Genomic DNA, 22,787 nt, shown 5'->3' with positions numbered 1-22,787 from the left:
GATCATGACCAGGCTGCTCGCCCTGATCGACGGGTCGGTTTATGCCGACAGCGTCTGCGACCATGCGGCCTGGGTGGCCGCGCGCACCGGTGCCTCTGTCGACGTCATGCATGTGCTGGGGCGGCGCGAGGCCGGCGGCCGCGCCAATCTGAGCGGCAGCCTGACCATGGACGCCCGCGAGATCCTGCTGGCCGAACTGGCGGAGCTGGACGAGAAGACGGCGCGGGTGGCCCGCACGCTGGGCCGGGCGGTGGTCGATCAGGCGGTGGCACGGCTGAAGGCGGCCGGCATCGCCGAGGTCACGCCCCGGCTGCGCGGCGGCGACCTGATCGAGGCGGTGGCCGAGGTGGAGCCCGACACCGACCTGATCCTGATCGGCAAGCGCGGCGAGGCCGCCGATTTCGCCCGTCTGCATCTGGGATCGAACCTGGAACGGGTGGTGCGGGCGGCGCGGCGGCCGGTGCTGGTGGCCGCCCGCGCCTTCCGGCCGGTCAACCGCTTCCTGATCGCCTTCGATGGCGGTACCAGCGCGATGAAGGCCGTGGAGCACATCGCCCACGGTAAACTGTTCACCGGTCTGGACTGCCACCTTCTGATGGTGGGCAACCCCACCAGCGATGCCCGCGCCCGCTTCGACAATGCCGTCCAGACCCTGCGCCAGCATGATTACGCGGTCACCGCCGACATCCTGGCCGGCGAGGCGGATGCGGTGATCGCCGATCATGTGGCGACCCGTGGCATCGATCTGCTGGTGATGGGCGCCTATGGCCATTCGCGCATCCGCACCCTGATCATCGGCAGCACCACGGCCGAGATGGTGCGGTCATGTCTGGTGCCGGTGATGCTGTTCCGGTGACGCCGATATGCGTCTGTGACGGCGACATGCGTCTGTGACTGGTCTGGAACGCGCGGGGCTGATAGTGTCGCGGCCGTTGTCTCTGGTGTTTGTGTCTGGCGGTTATCTCTGGCGGGTCATATGGCGTTTCTTTCGGAACTGTTCCGGTTTCTGTTCTCCAGGCGGTCCCGCATGGTGCTGATCCCGTTCGTGCTGGTGCTGCTGGTGTTCGCGGTGGTGTTCGTGGTGGCGCAGGGGACGGCCTGGGCGCCCTTCGTCTATGCCGTGTTCTGATCGGGCCGGTGTCCGGGATAAGGGAGGGGCCGGATGATGCGGTCGGTACTGCTGGTCTTGGCCGGCATCGTTCTGGGCTGTCTGGCGGGCGAGGGGCTGGTGCGCCTGGGCACCGCCAACCAGAAGAACTACGTCATCGAGATGTGGCGCTATGCCAATCTGCTGAAGCAGCGCAGCGACGATCCCGCCATCGGCCATGAGCACCGGCCGGGGCGGAGCGCGCGCCTGCAGGGGGTGGATGTCTCGATCAACAGCCTGGGCATGCGCGGGCCTGAACCCGATCCCGACCGGCCGGCGGTGGTGATCGTGGGCGACAGCTATGCCATGGGCTGGGGGGTCGAGGAGGCGGACACCCTGCGCGGCCAGTTGGCGGCCAAGCTGGATGCGGCGGCACCCGATGCCCGATGGCAGGTTCTGACGACCGGTGTCGGCAACATGACCCTGTCGCAGAGCATCGCCCTGTGGTTGCGTATGGAAGACCGGTTGAGCGCCTATCCGGCTGGCGCCATTCCGGTGAAAACCGTGATCCTGTTGCCGACGGTGCGGTCGGCGGAACCGCAGATGCCCGACAATGCCGGCTGGCTGGTGCGCAATAGCGAACTCGCGGCGCTGGCGGTGACCTTCATCCGGCAGGCCGGCAGCGGCAAGACCGGCCGCGAGGATCTTGTGGCCGCCTATCGCGAGGCCTGGAGCGGCGGGCCGGGACGCGAGGCGATGGATCGGGCGCTGGACCGGCTGGCGGCCGATGCGGTTGCCCGGGGCCAGCGGGTGATCCTGGCGCAAGTGCCGGATCCCAATGATTTCGTGGACTATGAGTTCGAGTTTATGACCAGGATCATGGAAGACGCTGTCCGCGCCCATGGCTGGACCTTCGTCGATCTGCTGGCGTCCTTCCGGGGCGAGACTGCGGCCGATTTCTGGGTCGCGGCCGGTGACGTCCACTTCAACGGCGCCGCTTATGGCCGGATCGCCGATCAGCTTGTGCCGCATCTGGTGACGCCGGTCGCCGATACGGCGCGCTGACAGGCCCGGCCCGGCGATGCTGTTTCAACTGCCCAGTTTCCTGATCTTCCTGGCGCTGTTCGCGGGCGGGCTCGCGATCTGCCCGCGCCCGATGGTGCCCGGCTATGTGTTCCTGGCCAGCCTGATCTTCTATGGCTGGTGGTATCCGCCCTATACGGTCGTGATCCTGGGGTTCGTGATCGCGACCTGGGTGGCGGGGCTGCTGGTGCGGCGCCGGCCGGGGCTGCTGCCGCTGCTGGTGCCGTTGGCGCTGCTGCCGCTGGCCCTGTTCAAATACGCCGATTTCATGCTGACCTCGCTGGAAGCGGTGCTGAACCAGCCCCTGCCGCGGCTGCACTGGACGCTGCCGCTGGGGGTGTCGTTCGTGACCTTCACCATCATCAGCCTGCTGGTGGATACCGCCCGCCGGCCGGGGCAGCCTGCGCCCAATTTCATGGAGACCGCGGTCTATATCACCTTCTTTCCGCATCTGATCGCCGGGCCGATCCTGCGCATCGGCCAGATCCTGCCGCAATTGAATCGGATCCGGCTGGATCGGGCCGGATTCACCGCCAATCTGGGCCTGTTCGCGGTGGGCATGCTGAAGAAGGTGCTGATCGCCGATCCGATCGGGACCTGGGTGGATGCAAGCTATGCCGGCATGACCGACGGCGCCGGCATGGGCACGATCCAGGCCTGGCTCACGATGACTGGCTTCTCGATCCAGATCTATTGCGATTTCAGCGCCTATTCCGACATGGCGATCGCCCTGGCCGGCATGTTCGGGGTGCGCTTCCCTGAGAATTTCCACAAGCCCTATATGGCCACATCGATGAGCGAGCTGTGGCGGCGCTGGCATATGACGCTGAGCTTCTGGCTGCGCGATTACGTGTTCAAGCCGCTGCACAAGCGGTTCTATCGCCATGCCCGTCAGGCGGCGATCGTGATGACCATGGTGATATCGGGCCTGTGGCACGGCGCCGACTGGACATTCGTGCTGTGGGGGCTGATCCAGGGGGTGATCATGGCGGCCGAAAGCGCCAGCGGCTATGCCCAATGGGCCGGACGCCAGCGCGGACTGTCCCGCGCGCTGTGCATCATGCTGCTTCTCGTGGTCTGGGTGCTGCTGACCACCTTTTTCCGCGCGCCATCGATCGATACGGCGCTGGTGGTGCTGACCTCGGCCTTCGGTGGTCACGGGCCGGGCATGATCCCCGCCCAGGCGCCGCTGATCGCCGGGCTGATCGCGATCACCCTGGTGCTGCATCCGCTCGACACCATCGACCGTGTGCGGTCAGCCGTGGCCCGGGTGCCGGCGGCGCTGGCCCTGCCGGTGCTGCTGGTGGTGGTCATCGGCTGTTCGATGATCGCCGCCGGCCGGCCGCAGACCTTCTATTATTTCGACTTCTGACGCCGCCTTCCATCGTTCCGATCGTGCCATGCCGCCATGAAACGGCTCTGGCGGCCGTCAGAACCGCATCAACCAGACCTCACTCACATCATCGCAACGCGAGCCGTGATTGTCGTAGATGTTGACCGGGACTTTCAGCGTGTATGCCGTCACGAGTTGCGAATACAGAACGCGACCGACCGCATCATTGGCATTGTAGGACGTGTCCAGATACATCCGGCTGCCGTCGCTGAGGTCGAAGGCGATATCGCTGTTGGAATCGGTTCCGTCGCGGGTTCCGACACCGAGTTGCGTGATATAGACGTTCTCTTTGCACAAGGTCGCCCAGGCGGTCTGGCCCGCGACTGTCGCCGCCAGAAAAATAGCCAGGCCAAAAACATGTCGGCGCATCATCTGCTTCCGCTCCATTCGTCTGAGTGTCAGTGAAGGGCGTTGAAGGTGGCGGCGTTCATCGACGCCACCAGGGCCGGCAGGGCCCGTGTCTCGATCAGGGTCGCGGCCCGTGGCGGCGTGAAACAATAGGTTTCGCCGACACCTGACGGCATCGTCGCATCGCGCTTTTCCCGCCCGTTTCCGCAGCGGATCTGATTGATCGCGATCATCAATGCCAGGCTTTGCAAGGCATTGTAGACCGTGGTCCAGCTCACCTGCCCCTCGCTGCCGCCCTGAAACGCATATCGATAGGGGGCGGTCGCTCCGGCGTCCTCGCGCACAAGGGTCGCGGCCGCCGCCCATGTGTTGGTCAGGCGCATCGCCGTGGTGTCCATGCGGTAGTTGCCGTTCCGGCGCAATGCCTGCTCGATGCCGTACTGGATCGCCCCGGGTTCCGTCTCTCTGAACCGCGCGGCCTCCATAAAGGCCGTGGCCACACGCAGGAAGGCGCGGGCGACAGTTTGCAGATGGTCATTAGGGTCGGTCAAATCATGGAGATCGGTATAGATGTTATTGAGTGTTTGAACATCGTATTCGATCTGATCGCGCCGTTGTCTTGCGTGACGTTCCAGGTCGTTATAGTGGGTTGTCATGCGGAATGGCACGATGGTCGCGGTCTGAAGCAGTGGCGGCAGCAGATGGATGTTGGTGTTATTGATGGTGAAATCCTGGGCGTGATATAGGGTGTTCTGATCTTCTACATAATATGCCACAGCATACAGATTGCTCTGATCGATCAGAATACCGACCCGACCCTCCCCTCGCTGCCGCAGATACATCAACGTGTACCGCGTGCCATAGAGTTCCGCGATGTCCGCTCGGACCGGCCGGCCGAAGAGTCGGCGGATGGTTTGAATGCCTGCCGCATAGGTGCTCGCCTGACGGCCACCGCTGTCCGAGAGAACGGGCAACTCAATTTCGAACGTGTCTGGTATATCGGCCCGCGCGAGGCCTGGGGACAGGGCTCCAAGGGTGATGATCCACAACGCAAGCAGTCCATGACGGAATCCCGGGCTCATATGCTCGCTCCGTTATGTTCTATATAAGCCACATTGTGTATATAATTTTGAACAAATAACAACTAAAATGTGCCCCCGCGTCAGGCTGACGGGCGGTCCCCGCATGGCGCCATCCGAAGGTGGGTGGAACCCTTGGCGACCTGTCGATCAATCCGGCGCGAACTGCCGGGCGACGGCCAGGGCCGGATCCTGATCGGTCTTGGTCAGCAGGCAGTTGCCGATCGCCAGCGTGTCGATGCCGGTGCCCATGAAGCAGCGGAAGGCGTCTTCCGGCGTGCAGACCACCGGCTCGCCCCGGACATTGAAGCTGGTATTGACCAGGACGGGGCAGCCGGTTTCGGCGGCAAAGGCGCTGAGCAGGCCGTGAAACCGGCCGTGAATGCCGGGATGGACGGTCTGCAGCCGGGCCGAATGGTCCAGATGGATCACCGCCGGAATGGGCGAGGGCGGGCCGGCCCGGGGGGTGATGATCGCGTCGGGATCGCGGGCGCTATCGGGATCGCCGGCCGCGTCGGCGGCGCTGATCGCATCGGGTGCAGCCCCGCGGCGATGCGGGGCCAGGGTCGCCGTGAACAGCATATAGGGCGAGGCATCGCCGGGCGTGAACCAGTCGGCGGCGGCATCGGCCAGGATCGCCGGCGCGAAGGGGCGGAAACTCTCGCGGTTCTTGATCTGAAGGTTCAGGCGGCGCTGCATCGCCGGATCGCGTGGATCGGCCAGGATCGACCGGTTGCCCAGCGCGCGCGGGCCGAATTCCATCCGGCCCTGGAACCAGCCCACGGCGTCGCCACGGGTGAGCGACGCCACCACGGCCGGGATCAGCGCGTCATCGGCCAGCACCGTGAAGCGGGCGCCCAGCCGGGTGAGATCGGCTTCGATCCGGGCCTGATCGAAGGCGGGCCCCAGAAACGCGCCCCGCATGGCATCACGCGGGCTGTTGTCGCCGGGGGTGGATGTGGGCGCGGATGTGGCGGGGGGGATCACCCGCGCGCCACCTTCCTGAAGATGCCACACGGCCAGTGCCGCCCCCAACGCGCCGCCGGCATCGCCGGCTGCCGGCTGTACCCAGACATTCGCGAAACCGCTTTCGGCGCGAAGCCGGGCATTGGCCACACAGTTCAGCGCCACGCCGCCGGCCAGGCACAGATTGGCAATGCCGGTCTCGGCAGCGAGCGCCCGTGTCAGCGACACCACCGCCCGTTCCAGCACCACCTGAACCGAGGCCGCCAGATCGGCATGAAACCGGCGCAGCGGTGCCTCGGGGTCGCGCACCGGCCGGCCGAACAGGGCGTGGAAGCGCCGGTTGGTCATGGCAAGCCCGGTCGCGTGGTCGAAATAATCCATGTTCAACCGGAACGAGCCGTCGGGCTTCAGATCGATCAGCGTGCCGATGATCTGGTCGACATGGCGCGGCTGGCCATAGGGCGCCAGCCCCATCAGCTTGTATTCGCCGGAATTGACCCGGAAGCCGGCATATTGGGTGACGGCCGAGTACAACAGGCCCAAAGAATGCGGAAAATGGATCTCACGCAAGACCTGAAGGCCACGGCCCCGGCCGATGGCGACGGATGTGGTGGCCCATTCGCCCACGCCGTCCATGGTCAGCACCACCGCCTCGTCGAATGGCGAGGGATAGAAGGCCGAGGCGGCATGGCTGAGATGATGGCGCGAGAACAGCAGCCGGCCGGTGCCGCCGAAGCCGGGATCGACGGCGTTCAGCGCCCGGCCGATCTGGTCCTTCTGAAACAGTTTCTCGCGCAGCCAGACCGGCATCGCGGTGCGGAACGACCGGAAACCGCGCGGCGCGAAGGCCAGATAGGTCTCGATCAGCCGTTCGAACTTCACGAAGGGCTTGTCGTAGAACACCACCGCGTCGACACCGCTGGCGGTGATGCCGGCATCCTCAAGGCAATAGCGGATGGCGGCGGCGGGGAAGGCGGCGTCATGGCGCCGGCGGCTGAAGCGCTCCTCCTGCGCGGCGGCGATGATCCGGCCATCCTCGATCAGGGCGGCGGCGCTGTCGTGATAAAAGGCCGAAAGCCCCAGAATGCGCATGGTCGGCGGGTTCCCGGTCCGGTTCAGAACTGGTCTTGGAAGGTGTGGCGGGCAGCGTCCGTCGGATCGGGCCGCACCCAATAGCTGGCGGCACCGGATCGGAACCCCAGGCGCAGGCTGTTGCGGCGGAAGACGTGGCGCAGCATCAGGCCGCCGGGGGTGATGATCCCGAAATAGATCACCGCCAGCATCACCGGGCTGATCACCCGGTGCAGCACCCGCCCGAAGGCCATCCACAGCCGGTTGGCGGGCGCCAGCACACGCGGCCGCAACAGCGCCAGCGCCAGGATGACGGCGGCTGCGGCCAGCAGCCATGGGTTCGGCATCCGCCCCGACAGCAGCGGCATCAGGCCGAGCCCGGCAAAGACCACCGTGAACACCAGCCCGAAGCCGCGATCCGTGGGGCCGGCAGGGGCGGATGCGGCGGGCTGTGCATCAGATGTCGGCCCCCCTGGTATCGTTGGCCCCCCTGGTATCGTTGGTCCGTCTGGTATTGCTGGCTGTTCCGGCATGTCAGAACCGATCGATGATGGTGACGCCGGTGCCGGCGAAACGGTCCATCTGCGGCAGCAGGCGGGCGCCGTCGTCCAGCGACACCCGGGCGCCGATCAGCCGGTCGGGACGCAGGCGGCCGCTGGCGATCATGGCCATCATCGGCGCATAACGAAAGGCCTGCATGCCATGGCTGCCCAGAATTTCCAGCTCGTGGGCGATCACCCGGTCCATGGGGATGGCCGGGCGGGCCTGATCGGCCAGCATCAGGCCGATCTGGACATGGCGGCCGCGTTTGGCCAGCGACAGGATGGAATTGACGCAGGTGACCGGGTGGCCCAGCGCGTCGACCGACACCTCGACCCCGCCATCCGATGCCGCGCGCACCGCCGCCGGTATATCGCCCTCGACGCGCGCATCGATGACCGTGGCGGCGCCGAGACTTCTGGCCAGGGCCAGCTTGTCGGCGTCGATGTCGATGGCGATCACCTGCGCGCCACAGGCCACCGCGATCATGATCGCCGACAGCCCGACGCCGCCGCAGCCATGAACCGCGATCCGTTCCCCCGCCCGCAGCCGGCCCTGATCGACCACGCCACGAAAGGCGGTGACGAAGCGGCAGCCCAGGCTGGCGGCCGTGACCATGTCGATCGCATCGGGCAGGGCCACCAGATTGGTATCGGCATAGCCGATCGCCACATGCTCGGCGAAGCTGCCCCAATGGGTGAAGCCGGGCTGAAACTGACTGTCGCAGACCTGATGATTGCCCGACGCGCATTGGCCGCAATGGCCGCAGCCGCCCACGAACGGCACCGTCACCCGCTGGCCCGCGCGCCAGCGCCGGACATCGCGACCCACGGCGACCACAGTGCCGGCCAGTTCATGCCCCGGCACATGCGGCAGCCGGATATCGGGATCATGGCCCATCCAGCCATGCCAGTCGCTGCGGCACAGCCCGGTGGCGCCGACCTGGATCACCACGCCATCGGGCGCCGGCGCCGGATCGGGCAGGGTGGTGACGGTGACCGGGCCTTGGAAGGTCTCGAAACAGGCGGCACGCATGGCGGGGGCGCATCCTTGGGGAAGGGTATCGATCCGTATCTATAGCATCTTCGCCCGCCCTGTGCCCGCCCTGTGGCGCCGTTCAGATTCTGTCGCGCATCGATGAAGATGCGGATAATATGCATATATCAGGACGAACATGGCCGCCGCCGAAGGGGCTGACAATGGACGACATGATGCTGGCCCGCGCGATCCATGTGCTGGCGATCGTTCACTGGATCGGCGGGTTGACGCTGGTGACCCTGGTTCTGCTGCCGGCGGTGGCGCGTATCGCGGCGCCAGCCGAGCGTCTGGCGCTGTTCGAGGCGGTGGAAGGTCGCTTTTCGGTTCAGGCGCGGATATCGGTGGTGCTGGCCGGGCTGTCGGGGCTGTATATGACCTGGCGGCTGGATGCGTGGTGGCGCTTCGCCGATCCGCAATACTGGTGGATGCACGCGATGGTGGCTTTGTGGCTGGTGTTCGCGGTGGTGCTGCTGGTGGCTGAGCCGCTGTTCCTCCACGCCTGGTTCCGCCGCGCGGCCGCGACCGCGCCCGACCGCGTCTTCCGCCTGATCACCCGCGCCCACCGGCTGCTGATGGCGGTGGCCTGGATCACGGTCGCGGGCGCCGTGGCCGGCAGCCATGGCATGGCCGGGTTGCTGCCCTGAGCTTTAGCCTTGGCCGAGCGGCCTGACGTCGAAGGCAAAGCTGATGCGCTTGCCCCGGGTGGTGAACGGGGCCGTGCTCTTCGCGCACGCCTTGTCGACAACGCCGGCGCTTGCCCCTGCGCTGCGGGGACGCTGAGTTTTTCTATCTTATAAGTAGATTTATTTCTCTGTAGTATGTGTCCACATTCTATTATTGCTCTCACATAAATATGCATGGTATTACTGAATGATGGAATCGTCTGGATAGGTATTAATCCTTTTTTTATTAAGCGAAAATAAACTGCTGATATGGATAATCAAACACGGTCGTCTGTTATTCTCTTTAACCCGAAGGCCGCAAACAGCTTTCGTGTGCCAAACAGCATCCTGCATCTCGCAGCGGCAATCGATCCAGTCGCGGAGGTGGTGTTGGTCGATGGTAACCGTGAAGCCGATCCCTGGTCGGTTATCCATGATCATCTGGCCACCGGCCGTTTTCAGGTCTTTGGCTGTACGGTCATGCCCGGTCCGCAATTGCAGCAGGCGGTGCCGATCACCCGCCAGGTGCGTGAAACCTTCCCGGACGTGACCACCGTGTGGGGCGGATATTTCCCGTCCAACCAGCCGGCCGTGGTGATCCGTTCCCCCTGGGTCGATTACGTGATCGACGGCCCGGGAGAGGCGGCAATGCCTGCCCTGCTGCTGGCGCTGGCCGGGGGGACGCCGGTCGACGAGGTGCCCGGGCTGATCTTCGAGCGGGACGGCCGCATGGTTCGCACGCCCAAGGCGCCGATCCCCGACCAGGATGTCCGCGCGCCCCTGCCGCTGGACCGGCTGGCAGAGCGCTATCCCATCGCCGGCTATCTGCCGCGCACCTTCCTGGGCCGGCACACCCATGCCATGCATACCAGCATGGGCTGCCCGTTTACCTGTTCCTTCTGCGCAGTTGTTCCGATCTACCAGGGCCGCTGGAAGGCACGTTCGGCAGATCTCGTCGCCGACGAGGTTCTGGCGATGCGCGATGCCCATGGCGTCGACGCGATCGAATTCACCGATAATAATTTCTTCGTGGCCGAGAAGCGTGTCGTGGCCTTTTCCCGCCGGATGGTCGGGCAGGGCGTCACCTGGTGGGGCGAGGGACGCATCGACACCATCGACCAGTATTCCGATGCGACGCTGGCACTGATGCGGGATGCCGGTTGCCGGATGATCTTCTTCGGTGCCGAGAGCGGCGATGACGAGATGCTCGCCAGCATGGACAAGGGCGGCCGCCAGTCCGGTGCCCAGATTCTGCGCTTCGCCAAGCGCCTGCTGTCGTTCGGCATCATTCCGGAATATTCCTTCGTGCTGGGTTTCCCCCGACCGACCGAGGCGGAGGTCTGGGCGCAGATCCATCGCGACATCGCCTTCATCCGCCGGTTGAAGGACCAGAGTCCCGAGACCGAGGTCATCCTTTACCTCTACAGCCCGGTGCCGACCGAAGGCAGCGACCTGCACGACCAGATCCTGGCGGCGGGTTTCGCCTTCCCCAAGACGCTGGAGGACTGGCTGAGCCCGGCCTGGGAGAATTTCGACCTGCACCGCAACCCGCTCACACCCTGGCTGACGCCGGCGATGGTCCGGCACATCCACGAATTCGAGACTGTGCTGAACGCCCGCTATCCGACCCGCACCGATTTCACCATCGGCAACTGGGGACGGCGGCTGATGCAGATCGCCGCGGCGCCGCGCTATCGCGCCGGTGTCTATCGGTTGCCGCTGGAACTGAAGCTGATGCAACGGTTGCGGCGCTATACCCGGCCAGAAGTGGAGGGGTTTCGTGCCGAGACGAACTGACACCCGCAGGGCGATCCCGCTCGCCACCATGCGCCGGCTCGACCGCCATCTGGGCGTGCCGCTCTGTGCGGTCGTCAGTCTGTTGCGGCCGTTGCTGGATCTGGCGGCGCGACGCCGGCACGGGCCGCGACCGTGCCGGATCCTGTTCGTCGAGCTGTCGGAAATGGGCAGCACCGTGCTCGCCGACCCGGCGATCCGCATGGCGGAGGCGCGCCATGGCGCCGAGGCCTGGTTCGTGATCTTCACATCCAATGCCGCGAGCCTGGAACTGACCGGCACGATTCCGCCGGAACGGGTCTTCACGATCCGCACCGGCAGCCTGGTCGAGGTCGCCGTGGACACTCTGCGCTTCCTTGCCTGGACCTGGCACAACCGTATCGACACGGTGATCGATCTGGAGTTGTTCTCGCGTTTTACGGCCCTGCTCACCGGCCTGTCAGGTGCGCGACGCCGGGTGGGCTTTCACCGTGTCACCGGCGAGGGCCTTTATCGTGGCAACCTTCTGACCCATGGCGTGGCCTACAATCCGCATCAACACATCGCCAAGAGCTTCGTGGCCCTGGTCGATGCGCTGGACCGGCCGGCCGGAGAGCGGCCGATGACCAAGCGGGTGATCAGGGATGACGAGATCCGGCTTGTCCCGCGCGCCGGAGATCCGGTGGCCATGGCGGCGCTTCGCGCCCGCATCGACGATCTGCTGCCTGCCGGGTTGCAGCCAGGGTCGCCGCTGCTGCTGATCAATCCCCACGCCTCGGACCTGCTGCCCCAGCGCCGCTGGCCGCTCGACCATTTCGCCCGACTGATCCGGCAGGTGCTGGTGCTGCGGCCGGAGCTGGCGGTCCTGATCACCGGCGCGGCCACGGACGCCGCCATGGCCGGCCGGCTGTGCCGGATGATCGAGGATCCACGTGTGATCGATCTTTCGGGCCGGGTGGAGATCGCCGGCCTGCCCACGCTCTACCGCCTGGCCCGCGCCATGGTCACCAATGATTCCGGTCCGGCCCATTTCGCGGCCGTCGCGGGCCTGCCGACCGTGGTGCTTTACGGCCCCGAAACCCCCGCTCTCTATGCGCCGCTCGGGCCGAGCATCGCACTCACCGCCGGCCTTGCCTGCAGTCCCTGCGTCTCGGCAGCCAATCACCGCAACACGCCCTGCACGGATGCTGTCTGCATGCGAGAGATCCTGCCCACCCGTGTCCTTGCCGCCCTGCTGCCGCTGCTCGACATCGCAGCGCCACAGGCCGCACGAAGCCCTGCGGACAGGAAGGTCGAGGCATGAGGGACGGCGTCATCATCGGCACGGTCGGGACCATCGCGCCCACGGCCACCGAGGCGGCGGTGCTGCGGGCGCTTGCCTATCATCAGGTCTTCGGGCACCCGCTGGCGGCGAGCGAGGTCTGGGACGCTCTGGACAGTCCCGGGATTGCGCGCGCGGCGGTGGCGGCGGCCCTCGATGCCCTGGTCGACCGCGGCATCGTCGAGACCCGCCCCGGCCTCGACCGCTACTGGATCGCCGGAATGGACGCCGGTATCGACCTTCCGGCGCGTCGTGCGGTGGCAAACCAGCGAGCGGCGGACCATCTGCCGCAGGCAGAAGCCATCGGCCGGGGACTGATGCGCTTCCCCTTCATCGACGCGGTTGCGATCTCGGGGTCGCTGTCGAAAGGGGTGCTGGCCGAGACTGGGGATTACGACTTCTTCGTGGTGACCCGCACCGGCCGGTTGTGGATCGCACGCAGCCTGCTGATGATCTATGCGCGCCGCCTGCCCAGTCGCGAATGGCTGTGCACCAATTACGTGGTCGACCGGTCTGCACTGGTCTTCACGCGCCAGGATCCATTCACGGCAACCGAACTGGCGACGCTGATCCCTGTGAGCGGCCATCGCATTCTGGCCGACATGCGGCGGGCCAATGGCTGGGCCGCCGATCATCGCCCGAACATGGCGCCGTTGCCGGTCGTCGACGAACCGCCGCTGCCGCTGGCGCGGCGCGTGGCCGAGGCCGTGTTCGCAGGACCGGTGGGGGATCTGGCCGACAGGGCGCTGCTGGCCCTGACCCGGCTGCATCTGCGTCGTCGCATCCCCCATGCCAGGGCGATCGAGGCCAGCGGCAGTCTCGTGCTCGGTCGACATGTGTTCAAGGGCCATACGACCGAATGGAAGTACCGGACGCTCCAACTGCACCAGGCACGGCTGGACGCGGTGGACGCGCAGATCGGCGTGCCGATCGACCGCAGGACCGATCCCGGGCGGGTGCTGTTCGCCTCGGCCTATTTCTATCGCATTGATCCCAAACAATGGCGGATCGCCCAGCCCTATCCGCCGCTTGGAACCCTCTATGCCGCGGCGGTGGCACGCGAAGCCGGCTTCGCGGTGTCGCTGTTCGATGCCGGCCTTGCCCGCAGCGAATACGACCTGCTGGCCCGGCTGGAGGCCGATCGCCCGGCCATGGTCGTGATCCACGAGGACGGCTTCAACTATCTGACCAAGATGTGCCTCACCCGGATGCGTCAGGCGGCATTGCGCATGGTGGGGCTTGCCCGTGCCTTCGGGGCACGGGTGGCGGTGGCGAGTTCCGATGCCACCGACAATGCGGCACTCTATCTGGATGCCGGCGCCGACGCGGTGATCCGCGGCGAAAGCGAAGCCACGCTGCACGACGTGCTGGACGCCTGGCGCGCCCATCGCCCGCTCGACGGCATCGCCGGTGTCACCCATCGCCCCAGAACCGCCGGCGCCGAGCCTGTGATCGAGCCGCCGCGCCGGGTGACCCGGGATCTGGACGAGTTGCCCGATCCGGCATGGGATCTGGTCGATCTGGCGCCCTATCGCGCGATCTGGATGCGCCGGCATGGACGGTTCTCGCTCAATCTAGCCACCACGCGCGGCTGCCCCTATTCGTGCAACTGGTGCGCCAAGCCGATCTATGGCAACCGGTACAATTCCCGCTCGCCGGAGCGGGTGGTCGACGAGATCGCCCGGCTGATCCGGTCGACAGGTGTCGAGCATTTCTGGATCACCGACGACATCTTCGGGCTGAAACCCGGCTGGGTGCAGCGCTTCGACGCGCTGGTCCGGGCGCGAGGCCTGCGCTTCCGCTACACCATCCAGTCGCGGGCCGATCTGCTGCTGCGTGACGACACCACCCTCGATGCGCTGGCTTCGTCGGGCCTGGAGACGGCCTGGATCGGTGCCGAGAGCGGCTCGCAGACCATCCTCGATGCCATGGACAAGGGGATCAGCCGCAGACAGATCGATCAGGTGGTGCCGGCGCTGCGCGTGCGCGGCATCCGCAGTGCGTTGTTCCTGCAATTCGGCTATCTGGGCGAGACCCGCGAGGATATCGGCCGGACCATCGCCATGGTCGAGGATCTGCTGCCCGACCAGATCGGGGTCTCGGTCTCCTATCCGTTGCCGGGCACGGTGTTTCATGACCGCGTGCGCACGGCGCTTGGCGCCAAGACCAACTGGACCGACAGCGACGATCTCGATCTGATGTTTCCGGGCACGTATTCGCCGGAATACTATCGGCAGTTGCACCGCTACATGCATCACCGCTTCGGCGCCGCCCGGGCCTGGGCGGTGCTGCGGGGCCGCCTGCCCGAGACGCGGCGGGGCGGCCGGCTGCGCGGGCTGGTCGGGCTTGCCCGCAACCTGCCGCGGATGGTGCTCGACGGCACCCGGGTGAAGCGGCTGGAGCAGCCCCGGGCCGATATACCGTCGGCGTCGCAACCGGCGGGGGAGGGCAGGATATGACCATAGCCGCCTTCGATCCGGCCGCGGCGGATTATGACCGCGACTTCACCCGAAGTCTGACCGGCGCCGCCCAGCGCCGCCTGGTCCGGGCACATCTGGACCGCCGGCTGGCAGAACCGGGGCGGTCGCTCCGGGTGCTGGAGCTGACCTGTGGTACGGGCGAGGATGCCCTGCACATGGCCGGCCTTGGCCATCAGGTTCTGGCCACCGACCTGTCCGGGGCCATGCTGGCCCGGACGGAGGCCAAGCTGGTTGAGGCGAAGCTGGCCGGAACCGCCCCTGGCGGCGGCGTGCGGATGCGGCGACTGGCCGTCGAGGCGCTGGCCGCGGGCGAGCCGCTCGACGCAGAAGACGAGGCCGCCGGCTTCGATCTGGTCTTCTCGGATTTCGGCGGCCTGAACTGCATCGGGCCAGATGTGATGGCAGCCCTGGCACGGCGGCTTGCCGGGCTGGTGCGGCCGGGAGGCCGGGTGATTCTGGTGGTCATGCCACATCTCTGCCTGTGGGAGGCCGGCTGGAATCTCGCTCGCCTGCGGCCGCGTGCGGCCTTTCGCCGGCTTCGCCGCGGGCCGGTCGCAACCCGGATCGGCGATCAGCCGCTCACCATCTGGTATCACGGCGCCGCAGCCCTGCGCCGGGCCTTCGCCGGGGGTTTCGTCTGTGACGCCGTCCATCCGATCGGACTGGCTGTTCCGCCCTCGGCGCTGGAGCCGGCCTTCGCGCGCCGGCCGCGCCTGATCTCGGGGCTGGAAGCGGTGGATCGCCTGCTTGCCCGATGCACCTGGCTGGCCGGCTGCGCCGATCATCTGCTGATCGATGTCCGGAGGGTGGCATGACCCGGTCGCCTGCGCCCGTCGGCGGTCCTCTGGTTCTGAGCCATGGATATTTTCTCGCCGACGATCCGGTGGAACAGCGGATCATGCGGCCCTATCCGCCGCTCGGTCTTCTGTCGATCTCGGCCTGGCTCGACGGCCGCGACCTCGACCACGCGGTGATCGACACCACCTTCCGCACCGTCGACGACGTCGTGGCACAACTGGACGCGATCCGGCCGCGGATGATCGCCTTCTATGTGACGCTGATGACCCGGCGCGCCATCCTCGGCATCGTCCGGCGGCTGAGGGCCGATCCGGCGCATGCCGGGCTGATCTTGGTGCTGGGCGGGCCCGATGCCCGCTACAATGCCGGCGACTATCTGGACCATGGCATCGACATCCTGGTGGTGGGCGAGGGCGAGGAGACCATGGCGGCACTGGCCGAGCTGGATCCGGCCGATTGCCGCGATCCCGCGGTTCTGGCCGGAATCGCGGGGCTGGTCCATCGTGACGCCGATGGCCGGCCGACGACCACGCCGGCCCGGGCCCATCTGCCGCGGCTCGACGATCTGCCGCATCCGGCCCGCCATCGCATCGACCTTGCGCCTTATTTCAACGCCTGGCGCCAGGCCCATGGCGAGACCTCGCTCAATGTCAGCACCCAGCGCGGCTGCCCCTATACCTGCAACTGGTGCAGCCGGGCGGTTTATGGCAAGAGCTATCGCCGTCGTTCGGCAGAGCTGGTGGTGGCGGAGCTGGCGGCGCTTTCAGCGCGCCATGCCCCCGACATGTACTGGTTCGTCGACGACGTCTTCACGGTCAATCACCGCTGGCTGGCGGATTTCGCTGCGGCCCTGGATGCGGCCGGGCTTTCCATCCGCTATGAGTGCATCACCCGCGCCGACCGGATGACCGACGAGGTGGTGGCGCTGCTTGCCCGCACCGGCTGCAAGCGGGTCTGGATCGGTGCCGAGAGCGGGTCGCAGCGCATTCTGGACGCGATGGACCGCCGGGTGACGGTTGGGCAGGTGACGGCGACGATCCGTGCCGCCGCTGCCGCCGGCATCGAAACAGGCACCTTCCTGATGCTGGGCTATCCGGGCGAGACCGAGGCCGACATCCTCGCCACCCGGCGCTATCTGCAGGCAGCCCGCCCGGACCGGTTCACGGTCACGCTCGCCTATCCGATCCGGGGGACCGAATTCTATCAGGCGGTGGCGGATCACGTGGTGGGGCCGGCCTTCGATGCCGGCAGCGATCGCGACAACCGCTTCCCCCGCAGCTATGGCGACCGCTACTACGCCGAGGCCCTGCGCTATCTGAACCATGCGGCCGCCCTCGACCGGGCAGGGGCCGCGTGGCGGCCGCGGGCGCTGCGCCACCGCCTCGCCGCCGGGCGTGCCCGGATGGGGATGTGGTGGCATCGCAGGTTCGGTCCCTCTGAGGGCGCGCATGGGCATGGTTGAGGGCGGCATCCGGTTCCGCCATCTGTTGCCGGCGATGCTGCTGCCGCTGCTGGCGCTTGCCGCGATGCGCTGGATCTGGGGCTTCGATGGTCTCTATGGCCAGGACGCCCATGAATACGCCCGGTTCGCCGGCGCGCTTCAGGACTGGATTGCGCAGGGCGTGCCGCCGGGCTGGCATGCCTGGCCGGTGGGCTTCACCCTGCTCGGTGCGCTCGGGGGCTGGATCACCGGTGACGTGGTCCTGGCCTTGCAGATGATCGCGGCCCTGTCGCTGGCGGCCACCGTGCCGGCGGTCGCGCGGATCATCGACGGGCTGAACAGGCCGTCGGGGGTGCCGGACGACGGGGGGCTGCCGGATGACGGGCGGCTGCCGGATGACGGGCCGGGCCTGCGCGGCCTGTGGCTGTTCCTTGCCATCGCGGTAACGCCGGCCCTGCTTCAGGCCGGGGTTCTGGTGATGTCGGACATGACGGCCATCGCCTTCGGCTGCTGGGCGATCGTCTTTCAGGCAGGCTTCACCCGCCGCCCGTCGCCGGGGGCTCTCATGGGGTTCGCCGCCATGGCGGTCGCGGCCGTGGGCACCCGCTATGGCATGGCGGTGCTGCTGCTGCTGCCCGGGCTGCATGTCGCGGCCATGGCGATACGCCACCGTGCCTGGGCAGGGCTTGCGGGCGCGATCATGATCCTGGCGGCGGGGGTGGCGCTGCATATCGCGGTGAAGCAGTCGGATGCCGGTGGCCTGTTCCAGCACTATTCCCTGACCCTGTGGTCGGCGTCGAACTGGTTTGTCCGCGACGTCTCGACCGCCGACGGCATCCAGCACTATCCACTGCCGACCCTGGTCTATGTGGTCACGGCGCTGGCGCGGCCCTCGCACCTGCCGCTCGTGCTGGTGCTGCCCTTCCTGCGCCTGCGCGACCTCTCCGGCCGGCAGGCGATGCTGCTGGCGGCCGCGGCCGGGCTCTACGCGCTGTTTCTTGCCGGCATTCCCTTCCAGAACCCGCGCTTCCAACTGCCGCTCCATCCGCTTGCCGCCGCACTGCTCTATCCGGCCTGGCTGCGGGCTGCGGGGTGGGCACGGCGGCATATTCGGCAGGTCGTGCTGGCGGTTCCCGTCGTCATGCTGGCGGTACAGATGATCCAGGCCGAGCGCGCGTTGTCGCCGCTGATCGACCGGAACCGGTTCGAACGCCATCTGGCGGCGCTTCTGCAGCCGCTGGGGCCGGGCCTGCTCTACACTTTCGACGTCGATCCCGCCCTGGGCAATCGCGACGTTCCACAGCGCATGGTCAATCTCTGGTCCCGACGGATCGACGATTTCGAGCCCGGCGCCCTGATCCTGTTCGCGCCGGACGCCATGGCCGCGCAATGGGCCGGCCGCAATCCGATGCTCAACTGGCAGCGGGCCGAGCGGACGCACGTGCTGGAACCTGTTGCCGATGCCGGCCGCGGCTGGCGGCTGGTCCGGGTCGGCCCCCCACGGCCGGATACCGCGGGGGCCGGCGGATGAGCCTGAACCATCTTGCGATCCTGACCCCCGGTTTTGCCAATGGTGAAGAGGACACGATCTGCATCCCCGTGCTTCAGGACTTCATTCTGGGGCTGCGGCGCCGACGGCCGGGGCTCCGGATCAGCATCTTCGCCCAGCGCTATCCCGGTCACCACCGGCCCTATCTCTGGCATGGCATTCCGGTTCACCCTGCCGGTGGCGGCACCGCCCGCCTGCCCGTCAGTCTGGCCGGCGGGCTGCGCACGCTCGCGGCCATGCATCTGGCCGCCCGCAGCGATGGGCCGATCGACGTGGTCCATGCCTTCTGGCTTGGCGAATGCGCGGCCCTGGCCCGGTTTTACGGACGGCTGAGCGGTGCCCGTCAGGTGGTGACGCTGATGGGCCAGGAGGTGAGGCATCATGATCGCTATCGCCGCCTGCTCGGCCGGGCCGGGCTGATCTCGGTCGCGGTCAGCCCCTGGCAGAGGGCACAGCTTCGCGAGACCGGGGGACCGGATGTCGATCTGGTCATTCCCTGGGGGGTCGATCCCTGGCCGGTGCCGGCGGTGGCGCCGGTGCGCGACATCGATCTCCTGTTTGCAGGCAGCCTGACCGCGGTCAAGGATCCGCTCGCCTTCGTGCGGGTGGCGGCCGGGGTCGCCCGGCATCATCCGGGGCTCAAGGCGCGTATGATCGGCGATGGCCCGCTGCTGGCCGGGGTCAGGGACGCAGCCATGGCGGCCGGTATCGGCGACCGGCTGGAGCTGTCGGGCGCCTTGCCGCGCCCGCTGGCACTCGATGCCATGGCCCGGGCCCGGATCCTGCTCCACACGGCCGAATTCGAGAGCTTCTGCATGGTGATGGTCGAAGCCCGGGCCCGCGGCGCCGTGGTGCTGTCCCGCCCTGTCGGCATCGCCGCCGGCCTGTCGGACCCGGGCTTCGTCACCGCTGCCGACGAGGCAGGACTGATCGCCGCCGCCTGCCGCATCCTGTCGGAACCGCAGCCGGCCCCTTCTCTGCCATGCCTGATGGAGCGCACGCTCGATGACCATCTCCGGCTCTATGGCGCCTGAGCGGCAGTCCGTGCGCCTCAGGCGCCGTCTCCGCCGTCTGACGGGCGCGGGCGGGCTGCAACTGATGACGCCGGTGCTGGCGGCCGCCAGTTCGATCATCATCACCCGGGGCGTCGGCAGCGCCGGCTGGGGGGCGGTGGTGCACGACATGCTCGTGATCGGCCTTGCCGCCCATCTGGTCGGCTGGGGCACGCGGGATTTCGTGCTGCGCGAGGCGGCGGCCCGGCCGGCGCAGGCACTGATGATCTGGCGGCGCAATACGGTGAGCCGGCTGGTCTTCCTGTTGCCGCCGGCCGTGGTGGTGACGGCCCTGGCGGCGTCTGATCCGTCGGGTGGGGTCACCAGCCGGCTCCTGGCGGTGCTCTGGCTTGTGGCGATGGTCTGGTCGCGCGGCTTCGATGCGCCGATGGTGCAGGATGGCCGCTATGGATGGGTGCTCACCGTCGATCTGGCCGCCGCGGGGCTGTCGGTGGCCGGGCTGATCGCGGCGCTTCGCTCAGGGATGGCGGAGACCACGATCACACCGCTCGTGGGCGTGCTGGCCGGCGCCGAGATGCTGCGCGCCCTGGGACGAACGGCGATCTTCCGGCATCGGCTCACGGCGCCGGGCGGCGGCTGGCGTCCCGTCTTCACCGAACTCGGCGCCGGATGGGGGTTTTTCCTGCTCGGCTTTTCGGGGCTGCTCGCCAGCCGGGCGGATTCCTATGTCGTCGGCCTGACCCTGCCGCCCGAGACGCTTGGCCAGTATCAGATCGTCACGACCTTCGTGATCCATCTGCAAACCCTGGGGGCCGTCTGGGTGATGGCCGCGACGCCGGACCTGCTGCGTCTGCCCCGCCGGGCGGTGCTGCGCTTCGCCGGCCGCAATGTCCTGGTCGGGGCCGGCCTGATGGCCATGGCCGCAATGGTGCTGCCGTTCCTGGTGCCGGCCCTGTTCGGTGTCGCGCCAGCCATGACACTGGTGCTGGCGGCGACCGCGACGGGAACACTCGCCTTTCTCTATGGTCCCCTGTTGCTGCTGGCCCAACGCCAGGGCCGGGAGCTTCAGGTCGCCGCGTCCGGCTTTGCCGCCGGTGGCATCACGTTCGCGGGCGGGCTGCTGCTCGCCCCGTCTCATGGTCCGGCCGGTGTCCAGATGGCCCTTGCCGCAGGACATCTTTTGCAACTCGCCATCGCCTGGCGCGCCGGGGGGAGGGCCTCGTCATGACTGCCCGATACGACCTGTGGAACCTGCCACGTCATGGCCGGCTTGCCCGGTTTCTGCGCGGCCCTGTGCGCCGTCGGCTGTCCCCGTTCCTGCAGCGGCGCTTTCACCGCCGTTATGCCGTCACCAGACGCTGGCGGTGGCGCGGGCTGGAGATCGTGATCCGGCCCGGCATCTTTCCGCCCGGGCCGACGATCAGCACCACCGTCCTGCTCGACCATCTGTCGGCACGGGGGGATGGTCTCCGGGGCCTACGGGCCTTCGACCTCGGCAGTGGCACAGGCATCGTCGCCCTTGCCCTCGCCCATGCGGGGGCGGTGGTCACGGCCTCCGACATCAATCCGCGCGCCGCGGCGAACGTCGCCGAGAATGCCGGCCTCAACGGCCTGTCGGTCGGCGTGGTGGTGGCCGATCAGTTCGGTGGTATCGACGGATCCGTCTTCGACCTGATCACCATCACCCCGCCTTACTATTCCGCCAACCCCACCACGGCGGCTGAACTCGCCTGGTTCTGCGGGCGGGATTTCGATTATTTCCGACGGCTTTTCCCGCAACTCGCTATCCTTGATCTTCATCGCACCGACGTGCTGATGATGCTGTCGGAGGATTGTGATCTGGAGAGGATCGCGGCCATCGCGGCCGGGCACGGCCTTGGCCTTGATCTCGTCCATGCCCGCCGGCGCTGGCTGGAATGGAAGTTGCTGTTCAGGGTGGTGGCCCGGGACGGTGCCGCATGACCATTCACGCGCGTCTGCGCAACGCCAACGAACGGTTCCTGCCCGGGCATCTGCGCTTCGCACCGGAATGGATCATCCTTGGCGTCAACAATTTCTGCAATCTGCGCTGCCGGATGTGTGATGTCGGCACCGGCGACGGCCAGACCAATTTCGGCGGCAACCTGACCGGTGCCACCGCCCGATCGATGCCGCCGGACCTCTTCGCCCACATCCTGGACCAGATGGCGGCACATGCGCCGGGGGCGCGTCTCGGCCTGGCCTATACCGAGCCGCTGGCCTGGCCGCATCTGGAAGCCGCGCTCGACCTTGCCCGCAGCCGCGGCGTGACCACCACGGTCACGACCAATGGTCTGCTGCTGCCGCGGCTGGCCGACATGCTTGCCCGTTCGGGTATCTCGGCCCTGAATGTCTCGATCGATGGGCCGGGCGAGGTTCATGACCGGATTCGTGGCCGCGTGGGCAGCCATGACCGGGCAATGGCGGGGATTGCCGGGCTGACCATCATCGCCGGCGCGCCTCCGGTGGGCGTGGTCTGCACCATCACCGAATGGAATGTCGGACATCTGGCGGATTTCGCACTGGATCTCGCCCGGCGGCATCGCGCCGGTGCGCGGATCGCCAGCCTGGTGGTCACTCACAACAACTTCGTCGACGAGGCCATGGCCGCACGCCACAACGCCCTGTATGCCGCGCCGCTGGCGGCCACAGCCTCCAACGTCTTTGCCGCAGATCCGGCGGCGATCGATCTTGACCTGCTCTCCCGCGATCTCACCCGTCTGGTCGGGCTGGATCTGCCCTTCGCCCTGCATCTCCAGCCGCGCATCCTCGATCCGGCCGGGCTTGCCACCTATTATCACGACCCGGCACGTCCGGTTGGCCGGCGCTGCCGCGACGCCTTCCGCATCCTGATGATCGATGCCGATGGCGCGGCGATCCCGGCACATGGCCGCTGTTTCCGCATGGATCTCGGCAACATCCGCGAGACCGGTCTCGATCGGCTCTGGCGGGCACCGGCGCTCGACGGGCTGCGGCGGGAACTGGTCGCGGCCGGCGGGCTGATGCCGGCCTGCACCCGCTGCTGCAGTGCGATGTCCTGATCGGCCCACCTGTCGGATCGTGTCACACGACCCGTGCAGGGAACTTCGAGATGCACGGTCCGGATGTGCGATGTCAAGATATCGCG

At 67.4% G+C, this 22,787-nt stretch carries 20 protein-coding genes; 15 read left to right on the top strand and 5 right to left on the bottom strand.

Features of this window, described 5'->3' with window-relative positions; all coding sequences use genetic code 11:
* Positions 1–4 precede the first annotated feature (4 nt).
* From WG924_RS10955 to WG924_RS10940, 4 genes are all read left to right on the top strand, one after another.
* On the top strand, positions 5–856 hold the full coding sequence (locus WG924_RS10955; protein WP_345933068.1) for a universal stress protein: 852 nt from the start codon (positions 5–7) through the stop codon (positions 854–856).
* Positions 857–976: 120 nt separating this feature from the next.
* Positions 977–1,129: a DUF5989 family protein gene (locus WG924_RS10950; RefSeq protein ID WP_345933067.1), complete on the top strand. Its 153-nt coding sequence runs from the start codon at positions 977–979 to the stop codon at positions 1,127–1,129.
* A 33-nt stretch (positions 1,130–1,162) separates the two neighbouring features.
* Positions 1,163–2,152: an SGNH/GDSL hydrolase family protein gene (locus WG924_RS10945; RefSeq protein ID WP_345933066.1), complete on the top strand. Its 990-nt coding sequence runs from the start codon at positions 1,163–1,165 to the stop codon at positions 2,150–2,152.
* Between the two features lie 16 nt (positions 2,153–2,168).
* Positions 2,169–3,542 carry an MBOAT family O-acyltransferase gene (locus WG924_RS10940; RefSeq protein WP_345933065.1) on the top strand — a complete coding sequence of 458 codons (1,374 nt, stop codon included), beginning with the start codon at positions 2,169–2,171 and terminating at the stop codon, positions 3,540–3,542.
* Positions 3,543–3,599: 57 nt separating this feature from the next.
* Here the strand turns inward: WG924_RS10940 and WG924_RS10935 are convergent, their stop codons facing one another.
* The 5 genes from WG924_RS10935 to WG924_RS10915 form a co-directional block, all read right to left on the bottom strand.
* A complete protein-coding gene (locus WG924_RS10935) occupies positions 3,600–3,935 on the bottom strand; it encodes a hypothetical protein (RefSeq protein WP_345933064.1) in 336 nt (111 codons plus the stop codon).
* A 26-nt stretch (positions 3,936–3,961) separates the two neighbouring features.
* On the bottom strand, positions 3,962–4,993 hold the full coding sequence (locus WG924_RS10930) for a ribosome-inactivating family protein (protein ID WP_345933063.1): 1,032 nt from the start codon (positions 4,991–4,993) through the stop codon (positions 3,962–3,964).
* Positions 4,994–5,140: 147 nt separating this feature from the next.
* Complete coding sequence (locus WG924_RS10925) at positions 5,141–7,048, bottom strand: carbamoyltransferase family protein (protein ID WP_345933062.1); 1,908 nt, start codon at positions 7,046–7,048, stop codon at positions 5,141–5,143.
* Positions 7,049–7,071: 23 nt separating this feature from the next.
* Positions 7,072–7,560: an SxtJ family membrane protein gene (locus tag WG924_RS10920; protein WP_345933061.1), complete on the bottom strand. Its 489-nt coding sequence runs from the start codon at positions 7,558–7,560 to the stop codon at positions 7,072–7,074.
* A gap of 1 nt (position 7,561) precedes the next feature.
* Complete coding sequence (locus WG924_RS10915) at positions 7,562–8,602, bottom strand: zinc-dependent alcohol dehydrogenase family protein (protein WP_345933060.1); 1,041 nt, start codon at positions 8,600–8,602, stop codon at positions 7,562–7,564.
* A 164-nt stretch (positions 8,603–8,766) separates the two neighbouring features.
* On the opposite strand from WG924_RS10915, the gene WG924_RS10910 reads away from it, so the two are divergent.
* The 11 genes from WG924_RS10910 (at position 8,767) to WG924_RS10860 (ending at position 22,701) form a co-directional block, all read left to right on the top strand.
* Positions 8,767–9,249 (top strand): hypothetical protein, encoded by a 483-nt coding sequence (locus tag WG924_RS10910; RefSeq protein WP_345933059.1) that lies wholly within the window; start codon positions 8,767–8,769, stop codon positions 9,247–9,249.
* A 405-nt stretch (positions 9,250–9,654) separates the two neighbouring features.
* Positions 9,655–11,064: a B12-binding domain-containing radical SAM protein gene (locus WG924_RS10905; protein ID WP_345933058.1), complete on the top strand. Its 1,410-nt coding sequence runs from the start codon at positions 9,655–9,657 to the stop codon at positions 11,062–11,064.
* The gene (locus WG924_RS10900; RefSeq protein WP_345933057.1) at positions 11,048–12,343 is read left to right on the top strand and encodes a glycosyltransferase family 9 protein; all 1,296 of its coding nucleotides are present in this window, start codon (positions 11,048–11,050) and stop codon (positions 12,341–12,343) included. Before WG924_RS10905 ends, WG924_RS10900 begins: the two co-directional genes overlap by 17 nt.
* Positions 12,340–14,820, top strand: coding sequence for a B12-binding domain-containing radical SAM protein (locus WG924_RS10895; RefSeq protein ID WP_345933056.1), 2,481 nt, complete (start codon positions 12,340–12,342; stop codon positions 14,818–14,820). The genes WG924_RS10900 and WG924_RS10895 overlap by 4 nt, the downstream gene beginning before the upstream one ends.
* Positions 14,817–15,656: a class I SAM-dependent DNA methyltransferase gene (locus WG924_RS10890; protein WP_345933055.1), complete on the top strand. Its 840-nt coding sequence runs from the start codon at positions 14,817–14,819 to the stop codon at positions 15,654–15,656. Before WG924_RS10895 ends, WG924_RS10890 begins: the two co-directional genes overlap by 4 nt.
* Complete coding sequence (locus WG924_RS10885) at positions 15,653–17,101, top strand: B12-binding domain-containing radical SAM protein (protein WP_345933054.1); 1,449 nt, start codon at positions 15,653–15,655, stop codon at positions 17,099–17,101. Before WG924_RS10890 ends, WG924_RS10885 begins: the two co-directional genes overlap by 4 nt.
* The gene (locus WG924_RS10880) at positions 17,088–18,611 is read left to right on the top strand and encodes a hypothetical protein (RefSeq protein WP_345933053.1); all 1,524 of its coding nucleotides are present in this window, start codon (positions 17,088–17,090) and stop codon (positions 18,609–18,611) included. The genes WG924_RS10885 and WG924_RS10880 overlap by 14 nt, the downstream gene beginning before the upstream one ends.
* Positions 18,608–19,663 carry a glycosyltransferase family 4 protein gene (locus WG924_RS10875; protein WP_345933052.1) on the top strand — a complete coding sequence of 352 codons (1,056 nt, stop codon included), beginning with the start codon at positions 18,608–18,610 and terminating at the stop codon, positions 19,661–19,663. Before WG924_RS10880 ends, WG924_RS10875 begins: the two co-directional genes overlap by 4 nt.
* A complete protein-coding gene (locus WG924_RS10870) occupies positions 19,635–20,870 on the top strand; it encodes a lipopolysaccharide biosynthesis protein (protein WP_345933051.1) in 1,236 nt (411 codons plus the stop codon). The genes WG924_RS10875 and WG924_RS10870 overlap by 29 nt, the downstream gene beginning before the upstream one ends.
* On the top strand, positions 20,867–21,604 hold the full coding sequence (locus WG924_RS10865) for a methyltransferase (protein WP_345933050.1): 738 nt from the start codon (positions 20,867–20,869) through the stop codon (positions 21,602–21,604). The genes WG924_RS10870 and WG924_RS10865 overlap by 4 nt, the downstream gene beginning before the upstream one ends.
* Positions 21,601–22,701 (top strand): radical SAM protein, encoded by a 1,101-nt coding sequence (locus WG924_RS10860; RefSeq protein WP_345933049.1) that lies wholly within the window; start codon positions 21,601–21,603, stop codon positions 22,699–22,701. The genes WG924_RS10865 and WG924_RS10860 overlap by 4 nt, the downstream gene beginning before the upstream one ends.
* Positions 22,702–22,787: the final 86 nt, after the last annotated feature.

It is taken from the genome of Tistrella arctica (genome assembly GCF_039630945.1).
GTDB classification, from domain to species: domain Bacteria; phylum Pseudomonadota; class Alphaproteobacteria; order Tistrellales; family Tistrellaceae; genus Tistrella; species Tistrella bauzanensis.
This window is presented reverse-complemented; position numbering and strand designations above follow the sequence as displayed.